Annotated in this window: 19 protein-coding genes; 4 read left to right on the top strand and 15 right to left on the bottom strand. The window is 69.6% G+C overall.

Annotated elements, in window-relative coordinates:
- Nucleotides 1-6: 6 nt before the first annotated feature.
- Nucleotides 7-1,515, top strand: a complete 1,509-nt coding sequence (glpK, locus tag ACSHWB_RS09445; protein ID WP_439661709.1) for a glycerol kinase GlpK — start codon at nt 7-9, stop codon at nt 1,513-1,515.
- An 81-nt stretch (nt 1,516-1,596) separates the two neighbouring features.
- Here glpK and ACSHWB_RS09440 read toward each other — a convergent pair whose 3' ends face one another.
- The 4 genes from ACSHWB_RS09440 to ACSHWB_RS09425 form a co-directional block, all read right to left on the bottom strand.
- Nucleotides 1,597-2,136, bottom strand: a complete 540-nt coding sequence (locus tag ACSHWB_RS09440; protein ID WP_439661708.1) for a sortase domain-containing protein — start codon at nt 2,134-2,136, stop codon at nt 1,597-1,599.
- A gap of 66 nt (nt 2,137-2,202) precedes the next feature.
- On the bottom strand, nt 2,203-2,898 hold the full coding sequence (locus ACSHWB_RS09435; RefSeq protein WP_439661707.1) for a hypothetical protein: 696 nt from the start codon (nt 2,896-2,898) through the stop codon (nt 2,203-2,205).
- Between the two features lie 10 nt (nt 2,899-2,908).
- A complete protein-coding gene (locus ACSHWB_RS09430) occupies nt 2,909-3,502 on the bottom strand; it encodes a class F sortase (RefSeq protein ID WP_439661706.1) in 594 nt (197 codons plus the stop codon).
- A 53-nt stretch (nt 3,503-3,555) separates the two neighbouring features.
- Nucleotides 3,556-4,959: an NAD(P)H-quinone dehydrogenase gene (locus ACSHWB_RS09425; protein WP_439661705.1), complete on the bottom strand. Its 1,404-nt coding sequence runs from the start codon at nt 4,957-4,959 to the stop codon at nt 3,556-3,558.
- A gap of 109 nt (nt 4,960-5,068) precedes the next feature.
- On the opposite strand from ACSHWB_RS09425, the gene ACSHWB_RS09420 reads away from it, so the two are divergent.
- Entirely contained in the window at nt 5,069-5,536 is a 468-nt protein-coding gene (locus ACSHWB_RS09420) for a gamma-glutamylcyclotransferase family protein (protein ID WP_439661704.1), read from the top strand.
- Here the strand turns inward: ACSHWB_RS09420 and ACSHWB_RS09415 are convergent, their stop codons facing one another.
- From ACSHWB_RS09415 to ACSHWB_RS09395, 5 genes are all read right to left on the bottom strand, one after another.
- Nucleotides 5,537-6,343 (bottom strand): ESX secretion-associated protein EspG, encoded by an 807-nt coding sequence (locus ACSHWB_RS09415; RefSeq protein WP_439661703.1) that lies wholly within the window; start codon nt 6,341-6,343, stop codon nt 5,537-5,539. It abuts the gene before it with no gap.
- A complete protein-coding gene (locus ACSHWB_RS09410; RefSeq protein WP_439661702.1) occupies nt 6,343-7,548 on the bottom strand; it encodes a PPE domain-containing protein in 1,206 nt (401 codons plus the stop codon). Before ACSHWB_RS09410 ends, ACSHWB_RS09415 begins: the two co-directional genes overlap by 1 nt.
- 2 nt (nt 7,549-7,550) lie before the next feature.
- Nucleotides 7,551-7,916 carry a transcriptional regulator gene (locus ACSHWB_RS09405; RefSeq protein ID WP_439661701.1) on the bottom strand — a complete coding sequence of 122 codons (366 nt, stop codon included), beginning with the start codon at nt 7,914-7,916 and terminating at the stop codon, nt 7,551-7,553.
- Nucleotides 7,917-8,013: 97 nt separating this feature from the next.
- Nucleotides 8,014-8,598, bottom strand: a complete 585-nt coding sequence (locus ACSHWB_RS09400; RefSeq protein WP_439661700.1) for a DUF3558 domain-containing protein — start codon at nt 8,596-8,598, stop codon at nt 8,014-8,016.
- A gap of 6 nt (nt 8,599-8,604) precedes the next feature.
- The gene (locus ACSHWB_RS09395; protein ID WP_439661699.1) at nt 8,605-9,171 is read right to left on the bottom strand and encodes a GNAT family N-acetyltransferase; all 567 of its coding nucleotides are present in this window, start codon (nt 9,169-9,171) and stop codon (nt 8,605-8,607) included.
- 81 nt (nt 9,172-9,252) lie between these two features.
- On the opposite strand from ACSHWB_RS09395, the gene pip reads away from it, so the two are divergent.
- The gene (gene pip / locus ACSHWB_RS09390) at nt 9,253-10,212 is read left to right on the top strand and encodes a prolyl aminopeptidase (protein ID WP_439661698.1); all 960 of its coding nucleotides are present in this window, start codon (nt 9,253-9,255) and stop codon (nt 10,210-10,212) included.
- Here pip and ACSHWB_RS09385 read toward each other — a convergent pair.
- The 3 genes from ACSHWB_RS09385 to ACSHWB_RS09375 are packed head-to-tail and all read right to left on the bottom strand — an operon-like array spanning nt 10,209 to nt 13,144.
- Complete coding sequence (locus tag ACSHWB_RS09385) at nt 10,209-10,994, bottom strand: HAD family hydrolase (protein ID WP_439661697.1); 786 nt, start codon at nt 10,992-10,994, stop codon at nt 10,209-10,211. The genes pip and ACSHWB_RS09385 overlap by 4 nt on opposite strands.
- Nucleotides 10,964-11,350 (bottom strand): DUF1707 SHOCT-like domain-containing protein, encoded by a 387-nt coding sequence (locus tag ACSHWB_RS09380; protein ID WP_439661696.1) that lies wholly within the window; start codon nt 11,348-11,350, stop codon nt 10,964-10,966. The genes ACSHWB_RS09385 and ACSHWB_RS09380 overlap by 31 nt, the downstream gene beginning before the upstream one ends.
- A gap of 30 nt (nt 11,351-11,380) precedes the next feature.
- Nucleotides 11,381-13,144: an acetyl/propionyl/methylcrotonyl-CoA carboxylase subunit alpha gene (locus ACSHWB_RS09375; RefSeq protein WP_439661695.1), complete on the bottom strand. Its 1,764-nt coding sequence runs from the start codon at nt 13,142-13,144 to the stop codon at nt 11,381-11,383.
- A gap of 134 nt (nt 13,145-13,278) precedes the next feature.
- On the opposite strand from ACSHWB_RS09375, the gene ACSHWB_RS09370 reads away from it, so the two are divergent.
- On the top strand, nt 13,279-13,935 hold the full coding sequence (locus ACSHWB_RS09370; protein ID WP_439661694.1) for a hypothetical protein: 657 nt from the start codon (nt 13,279-13,281) through the stop codon (nt 13,933-13,935).
- Here the strand turns inward: ACSHWB_RS09370 and ACSHWB_RS09365 are convergent.
- The 3 genes from ACSHWB_RS09365 to ACSHWB_RS09355 form a co-directional block, all read right to left on the bottom strand.
- On the bottom strand, nt 13,932-15,218 hold the full coding sequence (locus tag ACSHWB_RS09365; protein WP_439661693.1) for a dicarboxylate/amino acid:cation symporter: 1,287 nt from the start codon (nt 15,216-15,218) through the stop codon (nt 13,932-13,934). The two genes, ACSHWB_RS09370 and ACSHWB_RS09365, sit on opposite strands and share 4 nt — an antisense overlap.
- A gap of 184 nt (nt 15,219-15,402) precedes the next feature.
- Entirely contained in the window at nt 15,403-16,002 is a 600-nt protein-coding gene (locus ACSHWB_RS09360; RefSeq protein WP_439661692.1) for a Maf family protein, read from the bottom strand.
- Nucleotides 15,962-17,371: an MFS transporter gene (locus ACSHWB_RS09355; protein ID WP_439661691.1), complete on the bottom strand. Its 1,410-nt coding sequence runs from the start codon at nt 17,369-17,371 to the stop codon at nt 15,962-15,964. The genes ACSHWB_RS09360 and ACSHWB_RS09355 overlap by 41 nt, the downstream gene beginning before the upstream one ends.
- Between the last annotated feature and the right edge of the window lie 9 nt (nt 17,372-17,380).

Genomic DNA, 17,380 nt, shown 5'->3' with positions numbered 1-17,380 from the left:
TCTCGCATGACGCAGTACGTGGCCGCGATCGACCAGGGCACCACGTCCACCCGGTGCATGATCTTCGACCACTCGGGTCGGGTGGTGTCGGTCGACCAGAAGGAGCACGAGCAGATCTTCCCCAGGGCGGGGTGGGTCGAGCACGACCCGAAGGAGGTCTGGCAGAACACCCGCCAGGTCGCCGCCGGCGCGCTGGCGAAGGCCGATCTGTCCACTTCGGACATCGCCGCCGTCGGCATCACCAACCAGCGCGAGACAGCGCTGGTGTGGGACCGCAACACCGGCGAACCCGTCTACAACGCGATCGTGTGGCAGGACACGCGCACCGACAAGATCGTGCAGGAACTGGGTGCGCTCGGCGGCGGGCAGGAGCGCTACCGCCAGAAGGTCGGCCTGCCGCTGGCGACCTACTTCTCCGGCCCCAAGGTCCGCTGGATCCTCGACAACGTCGAGGGGGCGCGGGAGAAGGCCGAGGCGGGCGACCTGCTGTTCGGCAACATGGACACGTGGGTGCTGTGGAACATGACGGGCGGCGTGAACGGCGGCGTGCACGTCACCGACCCGACGAACGCCTCGCGCACCATGCTGATGGACCTCGACACGCTGCAGTGGGACGCCTCGATCGCTGAGGACATGGGCATCCCGATGTCGATGCTGCCGGAGATCCGGTCGTCTTCCGAGGTCTACGGCCAGGTGCGCGAACGCGGCGCACTCGCGGGCGTGCCGATCGCAGGCATCCTCGGCGACCAGCAGGCCGCGACGTTCGGCCAGGCCTGCCTGTCGCCCGGCGAGGCCAAGAACACCTACGGCACCGGCAACTTCATGCTTCTCAACACCGGCACAGAGAAGGTGATGAGCGAGAACGGTCTGCTCACCACCATCTGCTACAAGATCGGTGAGGCGCCCGCGGTCTACGCCCTGGAGGGCTCGATCGCGGTCACCGGTTCGCTGGTGCAGTGGCTGCGCGACAACCTCGGCATGATCTCGACCGCGGCCGAGATCGAGGAGTTCGCGAAGACCGTCGACGACAACGGCGGCGCGTACTTCGTGCCCGCGTTCTCCGGCCTTTTCGCGCCGTACTGGCGTTCCGACGCCCGCGGCGCGATCGTGGGCCTGACCCGGTTCGTCAACAAGGGCCACCTCGCGCGGGCCGTGCTGGAGGCGACGGCCTTCCAGACGCGGGAGGTGCTCGACGCGATGAACGCCGACTCCGGCGTCGACCTGACCGCGTTGAAGGTCGACGGCGGCATGGTCGTGAACGAGCTGCTGATGCAGTTCCAGGCGGACATCCTCGGTGTGCCGGTGATCCGGCCGGTCGTCAACGAGACCACCGCGCTGGGTGCGGCCTACGCCGCCGGACTCGCGGTCGGGTTCTGGAAGACCGAGGACGAGATCCGCGAGAACTGGGCGCAGGACAAGCAGTGGGAGCCGCAGATGGACGAGGCCCGCCGCACGTCGGAGTACGCGAACTGGAAGAAGGCGGTGACGAAGACCTTCGACTGGGTAGAGGACTGATTTTTTGGTCGCTGCTCCGCAGACTCCGAGTTGGGCCGCGGACAGCCGGCAACCCCTTCGGCCTGATCGGGCTTCGCCGAGTCAGGCCGAAGGGGCTGCGTGCACGATCACGTTGTCACGGGTGCCACACGTGATCAACCGCAGTCCCTGCTCGTTCTCGTCCCGCGCGACGGCCTCGGCGAAGAAGTCGTCGCGGATGATCCTCTCCGTGCGCGTCACGGTGAAGCGGGCGACCGTACCGTCCTTCTTGGACACTTCGAGGACGTCGCCCTCCAGCAGGTCGTTCAGCCGGTAGAAGACGCCGCGCGCCCTGTTGCTCTCGATCCGGCCGACGACGATCCACTGCTTCGGCTGCGTCTGGTACCAGCCGGCCTGCATGCCCTCGTTGGCCGGCGGCATCTGGACGGCGCCCTGCTGGTCGAGGCCGAGCGCCACCAATGACGACCGCACGCCGATCCGTTCGATCCGCAGTTCCATCGGGTCGGAGGTGCCCAGCGGTGAGGAGATCACCGACGGCGGAGCGCTCTCACTGGTCGCCGCCGACGATTTCGGTGCCGGTGCCTGCGAACAGGCGGTGGCGAGTGCCGCACAAAGCACCGCGATCAAGACACGAGTCCCCACGTACTAATTGACGCACATCCGGTGGCCTCGTTGCTCGTCCAATCGAGACGGATCACACATTGCTTTTCAGGCGGTGCCTCCGCCACCGGTGTCCGCGGCGCCCTTCGGCTTGATGATCGGGGGCTTGCGGACGGGCGGTTTCGTGGTGGGAGGTGTGGTCGTGACCGGTCCGGCCTTGATAGCGAACGTGGTGACGAAGATGTAGTCCGGGCACTGGATCGAGGCCTGGTAGGTACCGGGTGTGTCGATCGCCGTGGTCTCGCCGGCGAGGCGGCTGTGGCCGTGGGCCGGCGGGTGGAGCTTGGCCGGTGCGGTGAACCCCGGCGACTCCGCGGCGCCGGCCAGGCCCTTGCAGGCCATCAGACCGTTCTCGAGCAGGATGTCGATGGCCTCGCCCGGCGCGTACTCGGTCTTGTCCAGGAACGGGCTCGGCTGCGTGATCCGCTCGGCGAGCTCGAAGCTGTAGGTGCCCTCCGCGGTGGTGTCCTTGCACTTCAGCGTCGCGGTGTAGGAGCCGGCGGTGTTCACGAAGGTGCCGGACTTCGACGCCAGGTCGAACGTCGCGATGGCCGGTGATGTCAGGGACACCGGGCCGCCGGGGCAGGTTCCTTCCTCGATCATCGCGTAGAACCTGTTGCCCACTCGGCGGTCGGTCAGCGAGAACTTCGGCGTCACGTCTTCTTGTGCGCCTGCGGCCGGTGTCAACGCGAACAAGGTGCCGAACGCAGTCAATGCGACGGCGGTCCTGGTGAGGCCCCTCATGGATTTCCCCTCAGATGAGCGTTGCGTAGACGATGATGTTGTCCCGGTAGCTGTGCGCGGCCTGGTCGAAGCCGCCCCCGCAGGTGATCAGCCGCAGCTCGGGTTCGTCGGTCTCGCCGTAGACGGCGTCGGTCGGGAAGCTGTCCTTGGCGATCTGCTCGGTCCTGCGCACGTGGAACCGCGCCGTGGTTCCGTCCTTTCTGGACACCTCGACCTCGTCGCCCTCGGCGAGTTCCTTGAGGCGGAAGAAGATTCCCGGCTGCTTGTTGCCGTCGACGTGGCCGAGCAGCACGGCGGGACCGGGCTCTCCCGGTGTTCGGGCGTGCTTGTACCAACCGGCCTGCATCGGCTGTTCGACCGGCGGCACCTCGACCGTCTCGTCCGGGTTGAGGCCGAGCGGGACGAGCGAGGACCTCGCGCCGATCTTCGGGATGCGCACCTCGGTCGGTTCCGACGGCGGCAGGCCTCTGTCCACTTCGGACGTGACGGTGGTGGTGCTGGTCCGCTGGGTCGGTACCGGCGCGGTGGGCAACGTGACTTCAGGTGCCCTGGCGCAGCCCGTCAGCAACGCCAGAGCCACCAACGACCCCCACAACGCACGCATGCCCCGGACACGCTGGTGTCCGGGGCACGGTTGCCGTGGGGGTGCTGCGTTACCTAATCGAGATCGTCGTGCCGCATGAGCTGACGGCCGGCCTCGGTGATGGAGCCCGACAGCGACGGGTACACCGAGAACGTCGTCGCGAGGTGCTCGACGGTGAGCTGGTTCTGCACGGCCAGCGCGATCGGCAGGATCAGCTCGCTCGCGTTGGGGGCGACCACCACGCCACCGATGACCACACCGGTCGCCGGGCGGCAGAACAGCTTCACGAAACCGCGGCGCAGACCCTCCATCTTGGCGCGGGGGTTCGTGGCGAGCGGCAGCATGATCGTGCGCGCGGGCACCTCGCCCGAGTCGATCGCCTGCTGGCTGATGCCGACGCTCGCGATCTCCGGGTTGGTGAAGACGTTCGCGGCGACGGTCTTGAGCTTGATCGGGCTGACGCCCTCGCCCAGCGCGTGCCACATCGCGATGCGCCCCTGCATGGCGGCGACGGACGCGAGCAGCAGCACACCGGTGCAGTCGCCGGCCGCGTAGACGCCACTGACGTTGGTCCGGCTGACCCGGTCGACCGGGATGTAGCCGCCACGCCCGAGCTCGATACCGATCTTGTCGAGGCCGATGTCGGTCGTGTTCGGCACCGAACCGACGGTCATGAGGGCGTGTGATGCCTCGATCGTGCGACCGTCTTCCAGGTGGATCAGAACGCCGTCGCCGGTGTTCTCGACCTTGTCCGCGCGGGCGTGCTTGACGACGGCCGTGCCGCGCTCGGCGAACACGTCCTCCAGCACCGCGGCCGCGTCGGCGTCCTCGTGCGGCAGGACGCGGTCCCGGCTGGAGACCATCGTCACCTTCACGCCCATCTCGGTGTAGGCGCTGGCGAACTCGACACCGGTGACGCCGGAACCGATCACCGCGAGGTGTTCGGGCAGCTCAGGCAGGTCGTAGATCTGCCGCCAGGTGAGGATTCGCTTGCCGTCGGGCTCGGCGCCCTGCAACACGCGCGGCGTCGCACCGGTTGCGATGAGCACCACATCGGCGTTGAGGATCTCGTCGCTGCCGTCCGCGGCGGTCGCCACGACCTGGTGCTGGGCGAGCCCGCGGGAGTCGTCGACGAACTTCGCGCGGCCGTTGATCAGCCGCACGCCCTCGCGCTGCAGACGTGCGCGCACGTCCGCGGACTGGGCCAGGGCGAGGCCCTTCACCCGTCCGTGCACGACCGGGAGATCCACGGTCGCGAGCTCGTTGTGGGTCTGAATGCCCAGCTCACCGGCGTTGCGGAAGGCGCTGCGGGCCCCCGCGGAGGCGATGAAGGTCTTGGACGGCACGCAGTCGTACAACACGCACGCGCCACCTGCCCCGTCGTTCTCCACCACGGTCACGTCGGCGCCGTGCTGCGCCGCGACCAGGGCTGCTTCGTAACCTGCGGGTCCGCCGCCGATGATGACGATGCGGGTCACGATCAGTTCCTTTCGCGAGCTTGCTGGGGCGGCTCAACCGTACGCGTTGACCGAATCGCCCGTGTCGTCAGTACCGAAAGCTGATCGCCGGGTCGCTACGCTGTCGGACGTGCCGCTCTATGCCGCGTACGGGTCGAACATGGATCCGAACCAGATGATGGAGCGAGCCCCGTACTCCCCGCTCGCGGGGACCGGCTGGCTCGTTGGTTGGCGCATGACGTTCGGTGGCGAGGACCTCGGCTGGGAGGGTGCCCTCGCGACGATCGTCGAGGAGCCAGACCACCAGACGTTCTGCGTGCTCTACGACGTGTCACCGCGCGATGAATCGCGGCTGGACCGCTGGGAGGGTGCGCTCGGTCTGTACAAGAAGATCCGGTTGCGGGTGCAGACCCTCGAGGGGTCCGTGGTCGCCTGGCTCTACGTGCTGGACGCCTACGAGGGCGGTCTGCCGTCCGCCCGCTACATCGGGGTGGTCGCCGACGCGGCGGAGGCCGCCGGTGCGCCCGACGACTACGTGAACGACCTGCGGACCCGGCCCTGCCAGGGCATCGGGCCAGGGGACCGCCCCGGCTCCTGATCAGGAGCCGGCGGCCTCCGCCAGCAGTTCCACCAGGTGGTGGTGCAGGCGCCGGTAGTCGACGGGGGTGACCGTCGACCAGGGCTCCTGCCCCTCCGTCGCGCGCCGCATCTGCAGGTAGCGGCCCTTGGGCGTGTCGTAGAACGCCACCACGCGGTCCGGGCGGACCCGCTTGCCCCACTTGTCGCGGGCGGCGGCGCCGAACTGGCCGCGGTTCGAGGCGTCCCTGACCATCTCGGCCAGCGTGTGGGCGTCGTCCGCGCGCAGGTGGCCGCGCAACGCCTCCTCCAACTCCTCCGGTGATCCGGCTGAGGCAGCCGCTGCGTCGAGGTCTGCCGAGGGCAGGGTGATCGAGTGGCCCTCACCCGCCGGAGCGGCGGGGAGGGCGGTGAGGGCCTCGCGGGGCAGTCCGTCGGCCTCCGCGGGACGCAGGATCAGCTGGGTACCGTCGAGGATCGCGAGGACACCGGCCTGGCCCTTGCCCGCGGCCAGCACGCGCAGGCTGCGTTCGTGCAGCCACATGCGGGCGTCGACCTCCTGCTGCGGCCGGTTCAGGACGTGCAGCAGGTCCTCGAGGGTCGGGTCCAGGGAACGCGGGCCGCCCAGACCTCGGGCGCCGAGCTGCAACCAGACCCGGTCCTCGACGGCACGCCGTTCCTCGGTGGTCTTGCCCGGTGAGGGGACCTTCAGGACCAGCGGCATCGTCTCCAGGCCGAGGTGCTCCCAGAGAACGTCGAACTCCAGCGTGGAGATGACCACCGGGTCGCGCGTGTCGCTCGACCCGGCGTCCAAGCCGAACAGAGTCATCAGTCGGTCGTGCTCTCCCCGATGACGGGCAACGTGTAGCTGCCCACGCCGTAGATGTCGTCGCGCTCGCGGAGGTAGTCGGCGGCCTTGTGCTCCAAGTCCTCCTCTTCCTCCCCCTTGCGCCCGCCGCCCATGCCGCCGAACGGGTCGAACGACTGCGGCATCGGCACGGCCCTGCGGTGGACCTGGTCGTTGTTCTGCGCGCCGACCGTGCCCATCGAACCCATGGCGGAGCCGGCGCCGTTCGCGACACCGGCGGCCTGGCCGTGGTTCATGACCGCACCCGCGGCGGCGGCACCGGAGGCCGCGGTCGCGCCGTCCTCCATCTGCTTCACCTCGGAGCCGTTGCCCGTTCCCGAGCCCGAACGGCTGCCGGTGCGCTGGCCCGGCAGGCCGACGCCCGCGGTGCCCGTGCCGCCAGGACCGGTGCTGCCGGTCGTGACCGAGTTGTGGGTGCCCTTGACCAGGGGCGTGCTGCTGCTCCCCGTGCTCGAGGTGCGCGTGGTCGAGCCCGGCGCGGGCGTGCCTCCGCGCGGCGGCGGGGCGACGGTGCCACGCGTGCCCGTCGAGGTGCGGCCGCGGGTGGCGCTGCCGCCGGTGCCGTGCGGGCCGATGCCCCAGACAGCGGCCGTGCCCACCTGGGCGCCACCGCCGTGCACGGTGCCGGAGCCGCTGATCTGCAGCTGCGGCGGCTGGCTGAACTGGCCGAGCGTCGAGGTGTTCGCCGTCGTGGACGACGCGTAGGTGGACATGACCTCACGGGCGCGGCGCTCGGCGGCGTCCTGGGCCGCCTCCTGCTTCTCGTGGTCGGTCTGCCCGCCGAAGAGGTGGGTGATGCCGGAGACCAGCGCGCCCGGCTGCTCGGCGGTCACGGTGACCGGGGCCGGCATGTCCGCGCGGGCCTTCGAGACGTACCCGGCCTGCAGTTCGGCCGAGTAGCGCATGACGTCCGAGCCGGTGCGCGCGCTGTCCGCCCACGCGGCGATCGGGTTCAGGCCGGCCTGTGCCATGTCGGCGGCCTTGCCCGACCACTTCGCACCCGACAGCGCGATGCCGCTGTGCAGGTCGTCGTTGATCTCGCTCAGCGCGGCCGACACGCCCTGCCAGCGTTCCATCGACGCGAACGACGCCGAGGCGCCCGGACCCGAGTGAATGCGTTCGTACAGCTCTTTGTGGCTGTAGCCCTGCCAGCGGTGATCGGCCATGGTCAGCACCCGCTCTTGTTCATCATGCCGGTGTTGTCGCCCTCGACCACGTTGTACTGGCGCTCGATCTGGTTGAGGTTGTCCATCGCGGTCTTGAGCTGGCGCTGGTAGTTCAACAGGGCCTGCAGAGCCGAGTCACCGTCCGCGATCGAGCGGTCGTTGAACTTCTCCGCGGCCTCCGCGCTGACCGGGTCACCCGCCCACGGGCGCACGCGGAACTCGGTGATCGCCATCTCGATCTGCTTGTCCAGCTTGATCAGGGCGGCCGAGAACGTGCTGCGCAACGCCGGGATCGCCTCTGGTTCCACGTTCAGCTGATGCTGGACGGGCGGCGAGGAGTCTGCCCCGCTGCGTCCCCCTGGCGGCATGGTGAAACCTCCGGCGGTTGTACCTACAAGCGCTTGCACACTCTAACCACCGAAGGTAACGCTGTGGAGTGCGATCAGTGACATCCGCCCGTGTGGGTCAGCGCTTCTGGAGCAAACTGGCCATCGCGGCCTCTGCCACCCGCTGCGCCCCGAGGCACAGATGATCTTGTTGCACCGCAGTGGAATTGCCGCCGTCGCGGAACATGACGTCCAGGAACTGCCCATCGGCGACGTCTATTTCCACATTGCAGACGTTGTGCACGTCGGGTGTGCGGACAGTGATCGCCGCGAATCCCTCGATCGCGCTCACCGTGTAGTCGACCTGGGCGTTCTCCGAGAGCCACACGTCGGCACCCGAGACGACCACGAGTGCGATCCTCGCCACATTCCCGCTCGTCGTGCTGCGGATGGTGCACGCCCTCGCGCTGCCGAAGCTCGGGTCGACGTACGCGCTGGGCGGGTTGTCGAGGCTCAGCGAGGTGCGCTGCTCGGGCGTGAGCACCGCGCACGGGTCAACCTTGTCGAGCGGCACCGACCGAGGCCGTGGCGGGAAGTCGAGCTGCGACGGCGTCGTCGTGAGGACCGGTGGCGGTGACGGCGGGGTGGTCAGCGAACTCTGCTTGGGCGCTGCCGTGCACCCGGCCAGCGCCAACGCGACGATGAGGAGCCCCGTGGTCCGCATGGCCGGTCACCGTAGCTGCTCCGGGTAGGGGTCCGACGCCAGGCGTGACCACAGCAACTGGTCTTCGCGCTGATCACCGACGATCGCCTCCTCGCGAAGTCGACCCTCCAGGGTGAATCCGCACTTCTCCGCGACCCGCTGTGACGCCGTGTTCGAGACCGCGTGCCGATAGGTGACCCGGTGCATCTCCATCGCGCCGTAGACCCAGCCCAGCACCGAGTTCAGCGCGGCCGCCAGCACGCCCTTGCCGCGGTGCTCCGGCTGGCTCCAGCACATGACCTCGGCCGCTCCGAGACGGAGGTCGACGTCGTGGATGACGATCCCGGCCATCACCTCCGCGGTGACGGCGTCGCACACCGCCCACGACCAGCGGTAGTCCTTCTCCCAGCCGTCGGTCAGCAGCAGGACGAGCGTCTCCGCCGACGGCGCGTCGTCCGCGGTCAGGCGGGGCATGTACCGCTTGGTCTCCGGGTCCGCGAAGGCCGCTGCCAGCGCCGGCACGTCGTCGATGCGGTTGTCGCTGCGGAAGGCGCGCAGGTAGTACTCGCCCGCGTTGATCTCAACTGGCTCCACGGCCTGAGGCTAATGTCCCGGCGCGCCGAACCCGTGTTCAACCTCGTTTCGCGTCGCGCGCCGGTACGCGATCATGGCCGCATGGGGACGACATCCGACGGGCGTTATTCATGGAGCGAGCCGCACGAGTCGGGCATGTTGGACGTCGGCGACGGGCACTCGCTGTACTGGGAGGTGTCGGGCAACCCCGGCGGCAAGCCCGCCGTCGTGCTGCACGGTGGTCCCGGCGCCGGGAGCTCGCCGAACAAGCGGGGCCTGTTCGACCCCGACCGCTACCGCGTGGTCCAGTTCGACCAGCGCAACGCCGGGCTCAGCACCCCCTCCGCCGCCGACCCGGTCGTCGACCTGTCGGCCAACACCACCCAGCACCTCATCGCCGACATCGAGGCGTTGCGGGTCCACCTGGGCGTCGAGCGCTGGCTTGTGCAGGGCGGTTCGTGGGGCGTCACGCTCGCGCTGGCCTACGCGCAGGCACACCCGGAGCGGGTGACCGAGCTGGTGCTCGCGGCCGTGACCGACGGCACCCGCCGCGACACCGACTGGATCACGCGTGACATGGGCCGCGTCTTCCCGCGCGAGTGGGAACGGTTCCGCGACGTAGTGCCCGCAGCCGAACGCGACGGCGACCTGGCCGCCGCCTACGACCGGCTGCTGCACGACCCCGACCCCCAGGTCCGGGCCACGGCCGCGCACGAGTGGTGCCTGTGGGAGGACACCCACATGTCGCTGGCCCCCGACGCCGAGCCGTTCCTGTCGGTCGCCGAGCCGGCGTTCCAGCTGACCTTCGCCCGCCTGGTGACCCACTTCTGGGCGCGGGGCTGCTTCCTGGAGGAGGGCCAGCTGCTGCGGGACATCGAGCGGCTGCACGGGATTCCGGCCGTGCTGATCCACGGCCGTTACGACGTCAGCGCGCCGCTCGGCGTGGCATGGGCGCTGCACCGGGCGTGGCCGGACAGCGAGCTCGTGGTCCTCGACGACACCGGGCACGGCGGCGGCAGCCTGGCCGCGGCGATCGTCGCCGCCACCGACCGCTTCGCCTAACCCTCGCCGGTGAACCCGTCGTGCTGCTCGGCCAGGTCGTCGAGCTCGGCGCGGTGCGCGGACGCCGGCAGCCCGTCCGGCGCGGTGGTCAGCTCGACCACCCAGTCCACGGCCTCGGCGTCGTCCTCGCCAGCCAGCATGTCCCTGTGCACGGCGCACGGACCCCAGCCGGCCTCCAGCAGCTCCGCCGCCAGCTCCTCTGCCTCGTCGCGGTCCGGCAGGATCAGCAGCACGGTCGGCGGGATCAGCCCGCGCACGGCCAGCGCCGTCCGCAACGCCGCCGTGTCCGGCACGTGCACGCCGTCGAGCCCCGCCGCACGCGCGGCGGCCGCGTTCTCCGCGTCGTCGTCGCAGAACAAGCCCGTCGAGTACCCGAGCTCGTCGAGCACCCTGCGGTAGATCGCGGGATCCGGCTTCGCGAGGCCGAGGCGGGAGGAGTTGAACACCGCGTCGACCTCACCGTCGAGGCCGAGCGTCGCGAGGTCCACCTCCAGCCGCGTGGTCGCGTTGGACAGCAACGCCACGAAGCACTGCCGCCGCGCCATCCGCACCAGCGCCAGCGCCTCGGTGATCACCCCGCCGGTGGTGACCGCGAAGTCCGGGCCGACCTCCTGCCGCCACTGCTCGTCGGTGATCTCCCCGGTGATCGCGCGGCGCAGCAGCGACGGCTCGAAGGCGCGCGCGGCCAGTTCGGCCGGCATCGGCGGGAAGGAACGCAGCACGCCGTCGAGATCCAGCAACAGCAACGGTTTCATCGACGGCGGCCGTTCCACTGCCCCCACAGGATCGCCACCGCGGGCACGAGCAGGAAGATCAGCGGGTTCCTCACCAACACGAAGAACACGATCGCCACGGCGACGCCCACCACGGGGATGACCGCGCCCTCCCACCGGCGCGCGGGCGCCCTGAGAGGCTCGTTGAACATCGGCACGGGCGCCACGAACTGCGGCCGCGGGTCCGGCAGGTCGTAGAACAACGCCATCAGCTCGCCGCGGGTCTTCGCGGTGGTGATCTTCGCGGACCGGTCGCCGTACTCGTCGATGTCGATGCGGCCCGCGCTCATGTGCTCACCGAGCACCTGCAACGCCTGCTGACGCTCGGTGTCACCGATGCGGATGTCCCTGCTCGGGTCGCTCACAACGCAATCGTAGGTGAGCGACCCGGCCGGTCAGTCCTTCAGCTCGCAGATCACGGTGCCCTGCGTGATCGGGTCGCCGGGCGCGGCCGCGAGACCCGTCACCGTGCCGGCCTTGTGCGCCGTCACCGGGTTCTCCATCTTCATGGCCTCCAGCACCACGATCAGGTCGCCGGCTTCGACGGTCTGCCCGTCCTCGACGGCCACCTTGACGATCGTGCCCTGCATCGGCGCCGCCACCGCGTCCCCGGACACAGCCGCGGAACTGCCACCCGCACGCTTCGTCTTCGGCTTCTTCACCGCAGCAGCAGGCCGCGAACCAACCGCGAGATCCCCGGGCAGCGACACCTCAAGCCGACGCCCACCGACCTCGACCACCACGGTCTGCCGCGGCGTCTCGTCCTCGCCGGCCTCGGCAGCACCCGCGAAAGGCGCGATCTGGTTGTCGAACTCGGTCTCGATCCACCGCGTGTGCACGGTGAACCCCTCGGGCTTCTCGGCGGTGAACGCCGCGTCCCGCACGATCACCCGGTGGAACGGCAGCACGGTCGCCATGCCCTCGACGACCATCTCGTCCAGCGCGCGCCGTGCACGGGCCAGGGCCTCGTCGCGGTTCTCGCCGGTCACGATCAGCTTGGCCAGCAACGAGTCGAACTGCCCGCCGATCACCGAACCCGACTCGACACCGGCGTCCACGCGGACACCGGGACCGGACGGCGCGATGAACGTCGTGACGGTGCCCGGCGCGGGCAGGAAGCCGCGACCGGCGTCCTCGCCGTTGATCCGGAACTCGATGGAGTGCGCGCGCGGCGCCGGGTCCTCGGTGAACCGCAGCTTCTCGCCGGCCGCGATGCGGAACTGCTCGCGCACCAGGTCGAGGCCCGTGGTCTCCTCGGACACCGGGTGTTCGACCTGCAGGCGCGTGTTGACCTCCAGGAACGAGATCGACCCGTCCATCCCGACGAGGTACTCGACCGTGCCGGCGCCGTGGTAGCCGGCTTCCAGGCAGATCGCGCGGGCGGAGGAGTGGATCGTGGCGCGCTGCTCGTCGGTCAGGAACGGCGCGGGCGCCTCCTCGACCAGCTTCTGGTGGCGGCGCTGCAACGAGCAGTCGCGCGTGCCGACGACGATCACGTTGCCGTGGGTGTCGGCGAGGACCTGCGCCTCGACGTGGCGCGGCTTGTCCAGGTAGCGCTCGACGAAGCACTCGCCGCGGCCGAACGCCGTGACGGCCTCGCGGACCGCGGAGTCGAACAGCTCGGGGATCTCCTCCATCGTGCGCGCGACCTTCAGGCCACGGCCGCCACCGCCGAACGCCGCCTTGATCGCGACGGGCAGCCCGTGCTCGGAGGCGAACGCGATGATCTCGTCCGGCCCGTTGACCGGGTCCTTCGTACCGGGCACCAGCGGCGCGCCCGCGCGCATCGCGATGTGCCGCGCCGTCACCTTGTCCCCGAGGTCGCGGATCGCCTGCGGCGTCGGGCCGATCCAGGTCAGGCCAGCGTCGATCACGGCCTGCGCGAACTCGGCGTTCTCGGACAGGAAGCCGTAGCCGGGGTGCACGGAGTCGGCGCCGGACTGGGCGGCCGCCGCCAGCACCTTCTCGAACGACAGGTAGCTCTCACCGGGGGTGTTGCCGCCCAGCGCGAACGCCTCGTCGGCGAGCCGCACGAACGGCGCGTCGCGGTCGGGGTCTGCGTAGACGGCGACGCTCGTCAGACCGGCGTCACGGCAGGCGCGGATGACCCGGACGGCGATCTCACCGCGATTGGCGATGAGGACCTTGCGCAGCGACACGGCGTCGTACCTCCTGCTGGACCGGTTAATTACGGCTCTGGCTGGTGCCGCAGTCTACGGAAATCAATGAACTGGGAGAGGGAGAGACGGCTCACTTCACATCCATCGTCAGTCCATCGGCCACAATCTGCGACGTGGGTGGAACCAGGTCCGTGCAGGCTATCGCCGTCGTCGCCGCCGCGGTCGTCGTCGCAGGGGTGGTGTTCGCCTATTTCCAGAGACCCGGCAACATCGATTCAGGTCAATCCGGCACCGACACCGGAATGCGCTGCGGTACCACCGTCTGCCAGGTCGTCATCGGCAAATCGGTCGGCAAGGACCTCGTCGAGCTGCTCTCGGGGACGGGCGGCGGGCGGATCAGGGTGACCGGCGCGTCGGGCCCGTTCATCTTCGAGATGACCATCGCCGAGCTCGGCGCGACGGTGACCGACAAGTCGCTGGAGTGCCGGGAGGCGGCGGTCAGCGTGTGCCTCGTGCGCGGCGACGGCGGCGGCAAGGTTTTCGGCGAGGTGCTGTTCCGCAAGGACGGCACGTGGACGCGCGCGCAAACCGCCTATCTGTCCAGTGCCGGGTACCTCGGGCTGCACGACGTCAACGAGGACGGCACGGCGGACGTCGTGTCGGCCCAGCGCGCGTGCGACGGCCAGTGCAACGACTCGTTCGTCCAGGTGTTCTCGGCGCTCGGCGCGAACGTCGGCTGCACTACGCCGGCACCGGCGCGGGAGCAGCTTCCTGGCTGGCCCGCACCGGTGCCGAAGTTGTCGCAACTACGTCCGTGCGCCGACAGTTAAGCGTTGACGAGTTCCTTCTCGTCCGCCGCGGCCGGCTCCTCGATCAGGTTCTCGCTGCGCGCCACCAGCACCGGCACGGTGATCTGCCCGGCCACGTTGGTCGCGGTGCGCATCATGTCGAGGATCGGGTCGATCGCGTAGACCACGGCCACCCCGGTCGCGATCACGGCCGGCGGCAGGCCGACGACGCTCAGGGTCAGCGTGAGCATCGTGTACCAGCCGGTCGTCCCGGCCGTGGCGAGCGCGCCGAACACGGCGACGAGCACGATGCCGACGTACTGCCACACCGAGAGCTGGATGCCGAACAGGTTCGCGATGAAGATCGTCGCGATGGCCGGGTAGACCGCGGCGCACCCGTCCATCTTGGTCGTGGTGCCCAGCGGCACGGCGAAGTTCGCGTACTCCTGCGGCACGCCGAGGTCGGTGGCCGCCTTGCGGGACAACGGAAGCGTGGCACCGGAGGACCGCGACACGAACGCGAACTGCAGCGCCGTGCCCGCCTTGCGGAAGAACTCGACCGGCGAGGTCTTGCCGACGAACTTCAGCAGCACCGGGTAGACGACGAACAGCACGAGCGCGGAACCGAGGTACACGGCCAGGATCAACGAGAACAGCGGCTTCACGAACCCGTTGCCGTAGGACGCGACGGCGTTGCCGATGAGGCCGAAGATGCCGATCGGCGCCAGCAGGATGATCCAGCCGACGACCTTCTGGATGATGTCGAAGAACGAGCGGACCAGGTTCGTGAACGGCGCGGCCTTGTCCCCGAGCGCGTACGCGGCGAAGCCGACCAGCACCGCGATGAACACGACCTGCAGCACGTCGCCCTCGGTGAACGAGCTGAAGATGTTGGTGGGCACCAGGTTGTCGAGCAGCGCCTGCCACGAGCCGGACGCGCGCTTGGCGAGCTTGTCGACGGCTCCGGCGGCGGGTTCGATCTGCACGCCCTGGCCGAGCCGCAGGACCGAGGCGACCGCGATGCCGATCAGCACCGCGATGAACGACGTGATGGCGAACCACAGGAACGTCTTGCCGCCCAGGCGCGCCGCGGTGCGGCCGCCGCCGAGGTTCCGCAGCGACGCGATGCCGACGACGATCGCGGTGAAGACGAGCGGGATGACGGTGAGCTGCAGCAGCGCCGTGAAGGTGGAGCCGATCTTGGCGAGGACGGGCGCGAGCCACGTGCCCTTGCCGAGCCAGCCGGCCAGCGCGCCGAGGACGAGCGCGCCTAGAACTGTCAGTCCGAAGACCTTGGGCTTGCGGTATGTCTGGACGAACGACATCGGAACATCTCCTGGGCAGGGATGAGCTGAGTGAGGGGTGGCGGAGGCGTTAGCTCCGACAACCCGTGCTCGTCCTGCGTGCCAGGTCGATGTTCCTGCGACGCGTCAAGTACTCGTTCACCGCTAGCCCTCAACGCCGGCGTTGAGGGCAGACTTCCTCGATCGGGTGAACTGTGACCAGCGTCTACCAGAGTGCGGACACCGGAACACCCACCTGGCCGAGGAGCCTTCGGGTGAGGGGCAGGCTGATCCCGATGACCGAGGTGTGGTCGCCGTCGATGCCGTCGATGAACCAGCCGCCGCGCCCGTCGATCGTGAAGCCGCCCGCGACGTGCAGCGGCTCGCCCGTCGCGATGTAGGCCTCGAGCTCCTCGTCCGACGGCGTGCCGAACCGCACGGTCGTCGACTCGGCGGCCGAGGCGCGGCCCGTGATCTCTCCCGCGACGACCCGCAGCACGGTGTGCCCGGTGATCAGCACGCCGCTCTTGCCCGCGACCCGCCGCCACCGGTCCAGCGCGACCTCCGGCGTGCCGGGCTTGCCCACGAGTTCGCCCTCGAACAGCAGCATCGAGTCGCAGCCGACGACCACGCAGTCGTCGTCGTGCTCGATCGCCTCTGCCTTGGCCGCCGACAGCACGACGACGGTCTCCTCCGGCGTCGGGTTGTCGAGCGACGCGATCAGCGCGTCCTCGTCGACACCGGAGACCCGGACGACGGGTTCGATGCCCGCGGACCGCAGGACGCTAAGACGGGCGGGTGACTGGGAGGCCAGGATCAGACGCACGAGCCGAGTCTGTCACGCTCGGGGCGGCGACCTGTCGAAAGGCGAACGCGGCCACGATGCCGATCGCGGTGACCGCCAGCAGCAGGTAGAACGCCGCTCGCACGGCCGTGGTGAAGTCGCCGGTGGCCGCGAGCACGATCTGCAGCACCGCACCCGTCACCGCGCTGCCGAGCACGTTCCCGAACTGCCGCGACGTGTTGTAGATGCCGGATCCCGCGCCCAGCAGCGACCGGTCGAGCGTGCGCGTGGAGATGTTCGTCAGCGGCGAGAACACGAGCCCCATGCCGATGCCCAGGGCCACCATCGACGGCAGCAGCACCCACTGGGAACCGTCGCCGAGCAAGAAAGTCATGGCCAGGACGCCCGCGCCCATCAGCGCGAACCCGGTGATCGGCAGGTACTTGGCGTCCGCCCGGTTCGACAGCCGTCCCGCGAACACGGCCACCACGCCGGACATCAGCGACGCCGGCGCCGTGACCAGGCCCGTCTCCAGCGGCGACAGCTTCGGCACGGTCTGCAGGAACAGCGCCAGCGGCACGAACACACCGGTCACGGTGATGCCGATCATGATGTTCGCGACGTTGCCGAGCGAGAAGTTGCGGTTGCGGAAGATCTTGAGCGGCATCAGCGGCTCGGGGTTGCGCGCGGACGCCTGCCACAGCACGAACGCCACGAGGAACAGCACACCGGCCGCGATGATCTCGGCGACGTTGATCGGTCCCGCCACCCGGCCCCACTGGTAGTGCTCGCCGTTCTGGATCCCGAACACCAGCAGCCCGAGCCCGAGGCAGCACAGCACGACGCCGAGCACGTCGAAGCGCGGCGCCCGGTTCGGCCGCAGGTCAGGCACCCACAGGAACAGCAGCACCAGCGCGAGCACGCCGATCGGGAGGTTCACGAAGAAGATCCACTCCCAGCCCAGGTGCGTGACCAGCACCCCGCCGAGCAACGGCCCGGAGACCGTCGCGAGCCCCGCCACCGACCCCCACATGCCGAGCGCCGCGCCCCGCTTGTTCGCCGGGAACAGGTGCGTGATGAACGCCATCGTCTGCGGCGTCATGGCCGCGGCGCCCAGGCCCTGGAAGACGCGGGCAGCGATCAGCGTCTCCGCGCTGGTGGCGAGCCCGCAGGCCAGCGACGCCGCCAGGAACAGCACCAGCCCGATGCCGTAGAGCCGCTTGGGCCCGTACCGGTCGCCCAGCCGTCCGGTCAGCAGCAACGGCACCGCGAACGCGAGCAGGTAGGCGCTGACGACCCAGATGACGTCGTTCAGGGAGGCGTTCAGATCGGTGATCATCGACGGCAGTGCGACGTTGACGATGGTCGTGTCGAGCAGCGTCATGAAGAAGCCGACGCACAACGCGTACACGGTCCGCCA

The organism is Lentzea sp. HUAS TT2 (assembly GCF_051853195.1).
Taxonomy (GTDB): domain Bacteria; phylum Actinomycetota; class Actinomycetes; order Mycobacteriales; family Pseudonocardiaceae; genus Lentzea.
The sequence above is the reverse complement of the archived record's forward strand: the minus strand, read 5'-3'. Positions and strand labels throughout refer to the sequence as shown.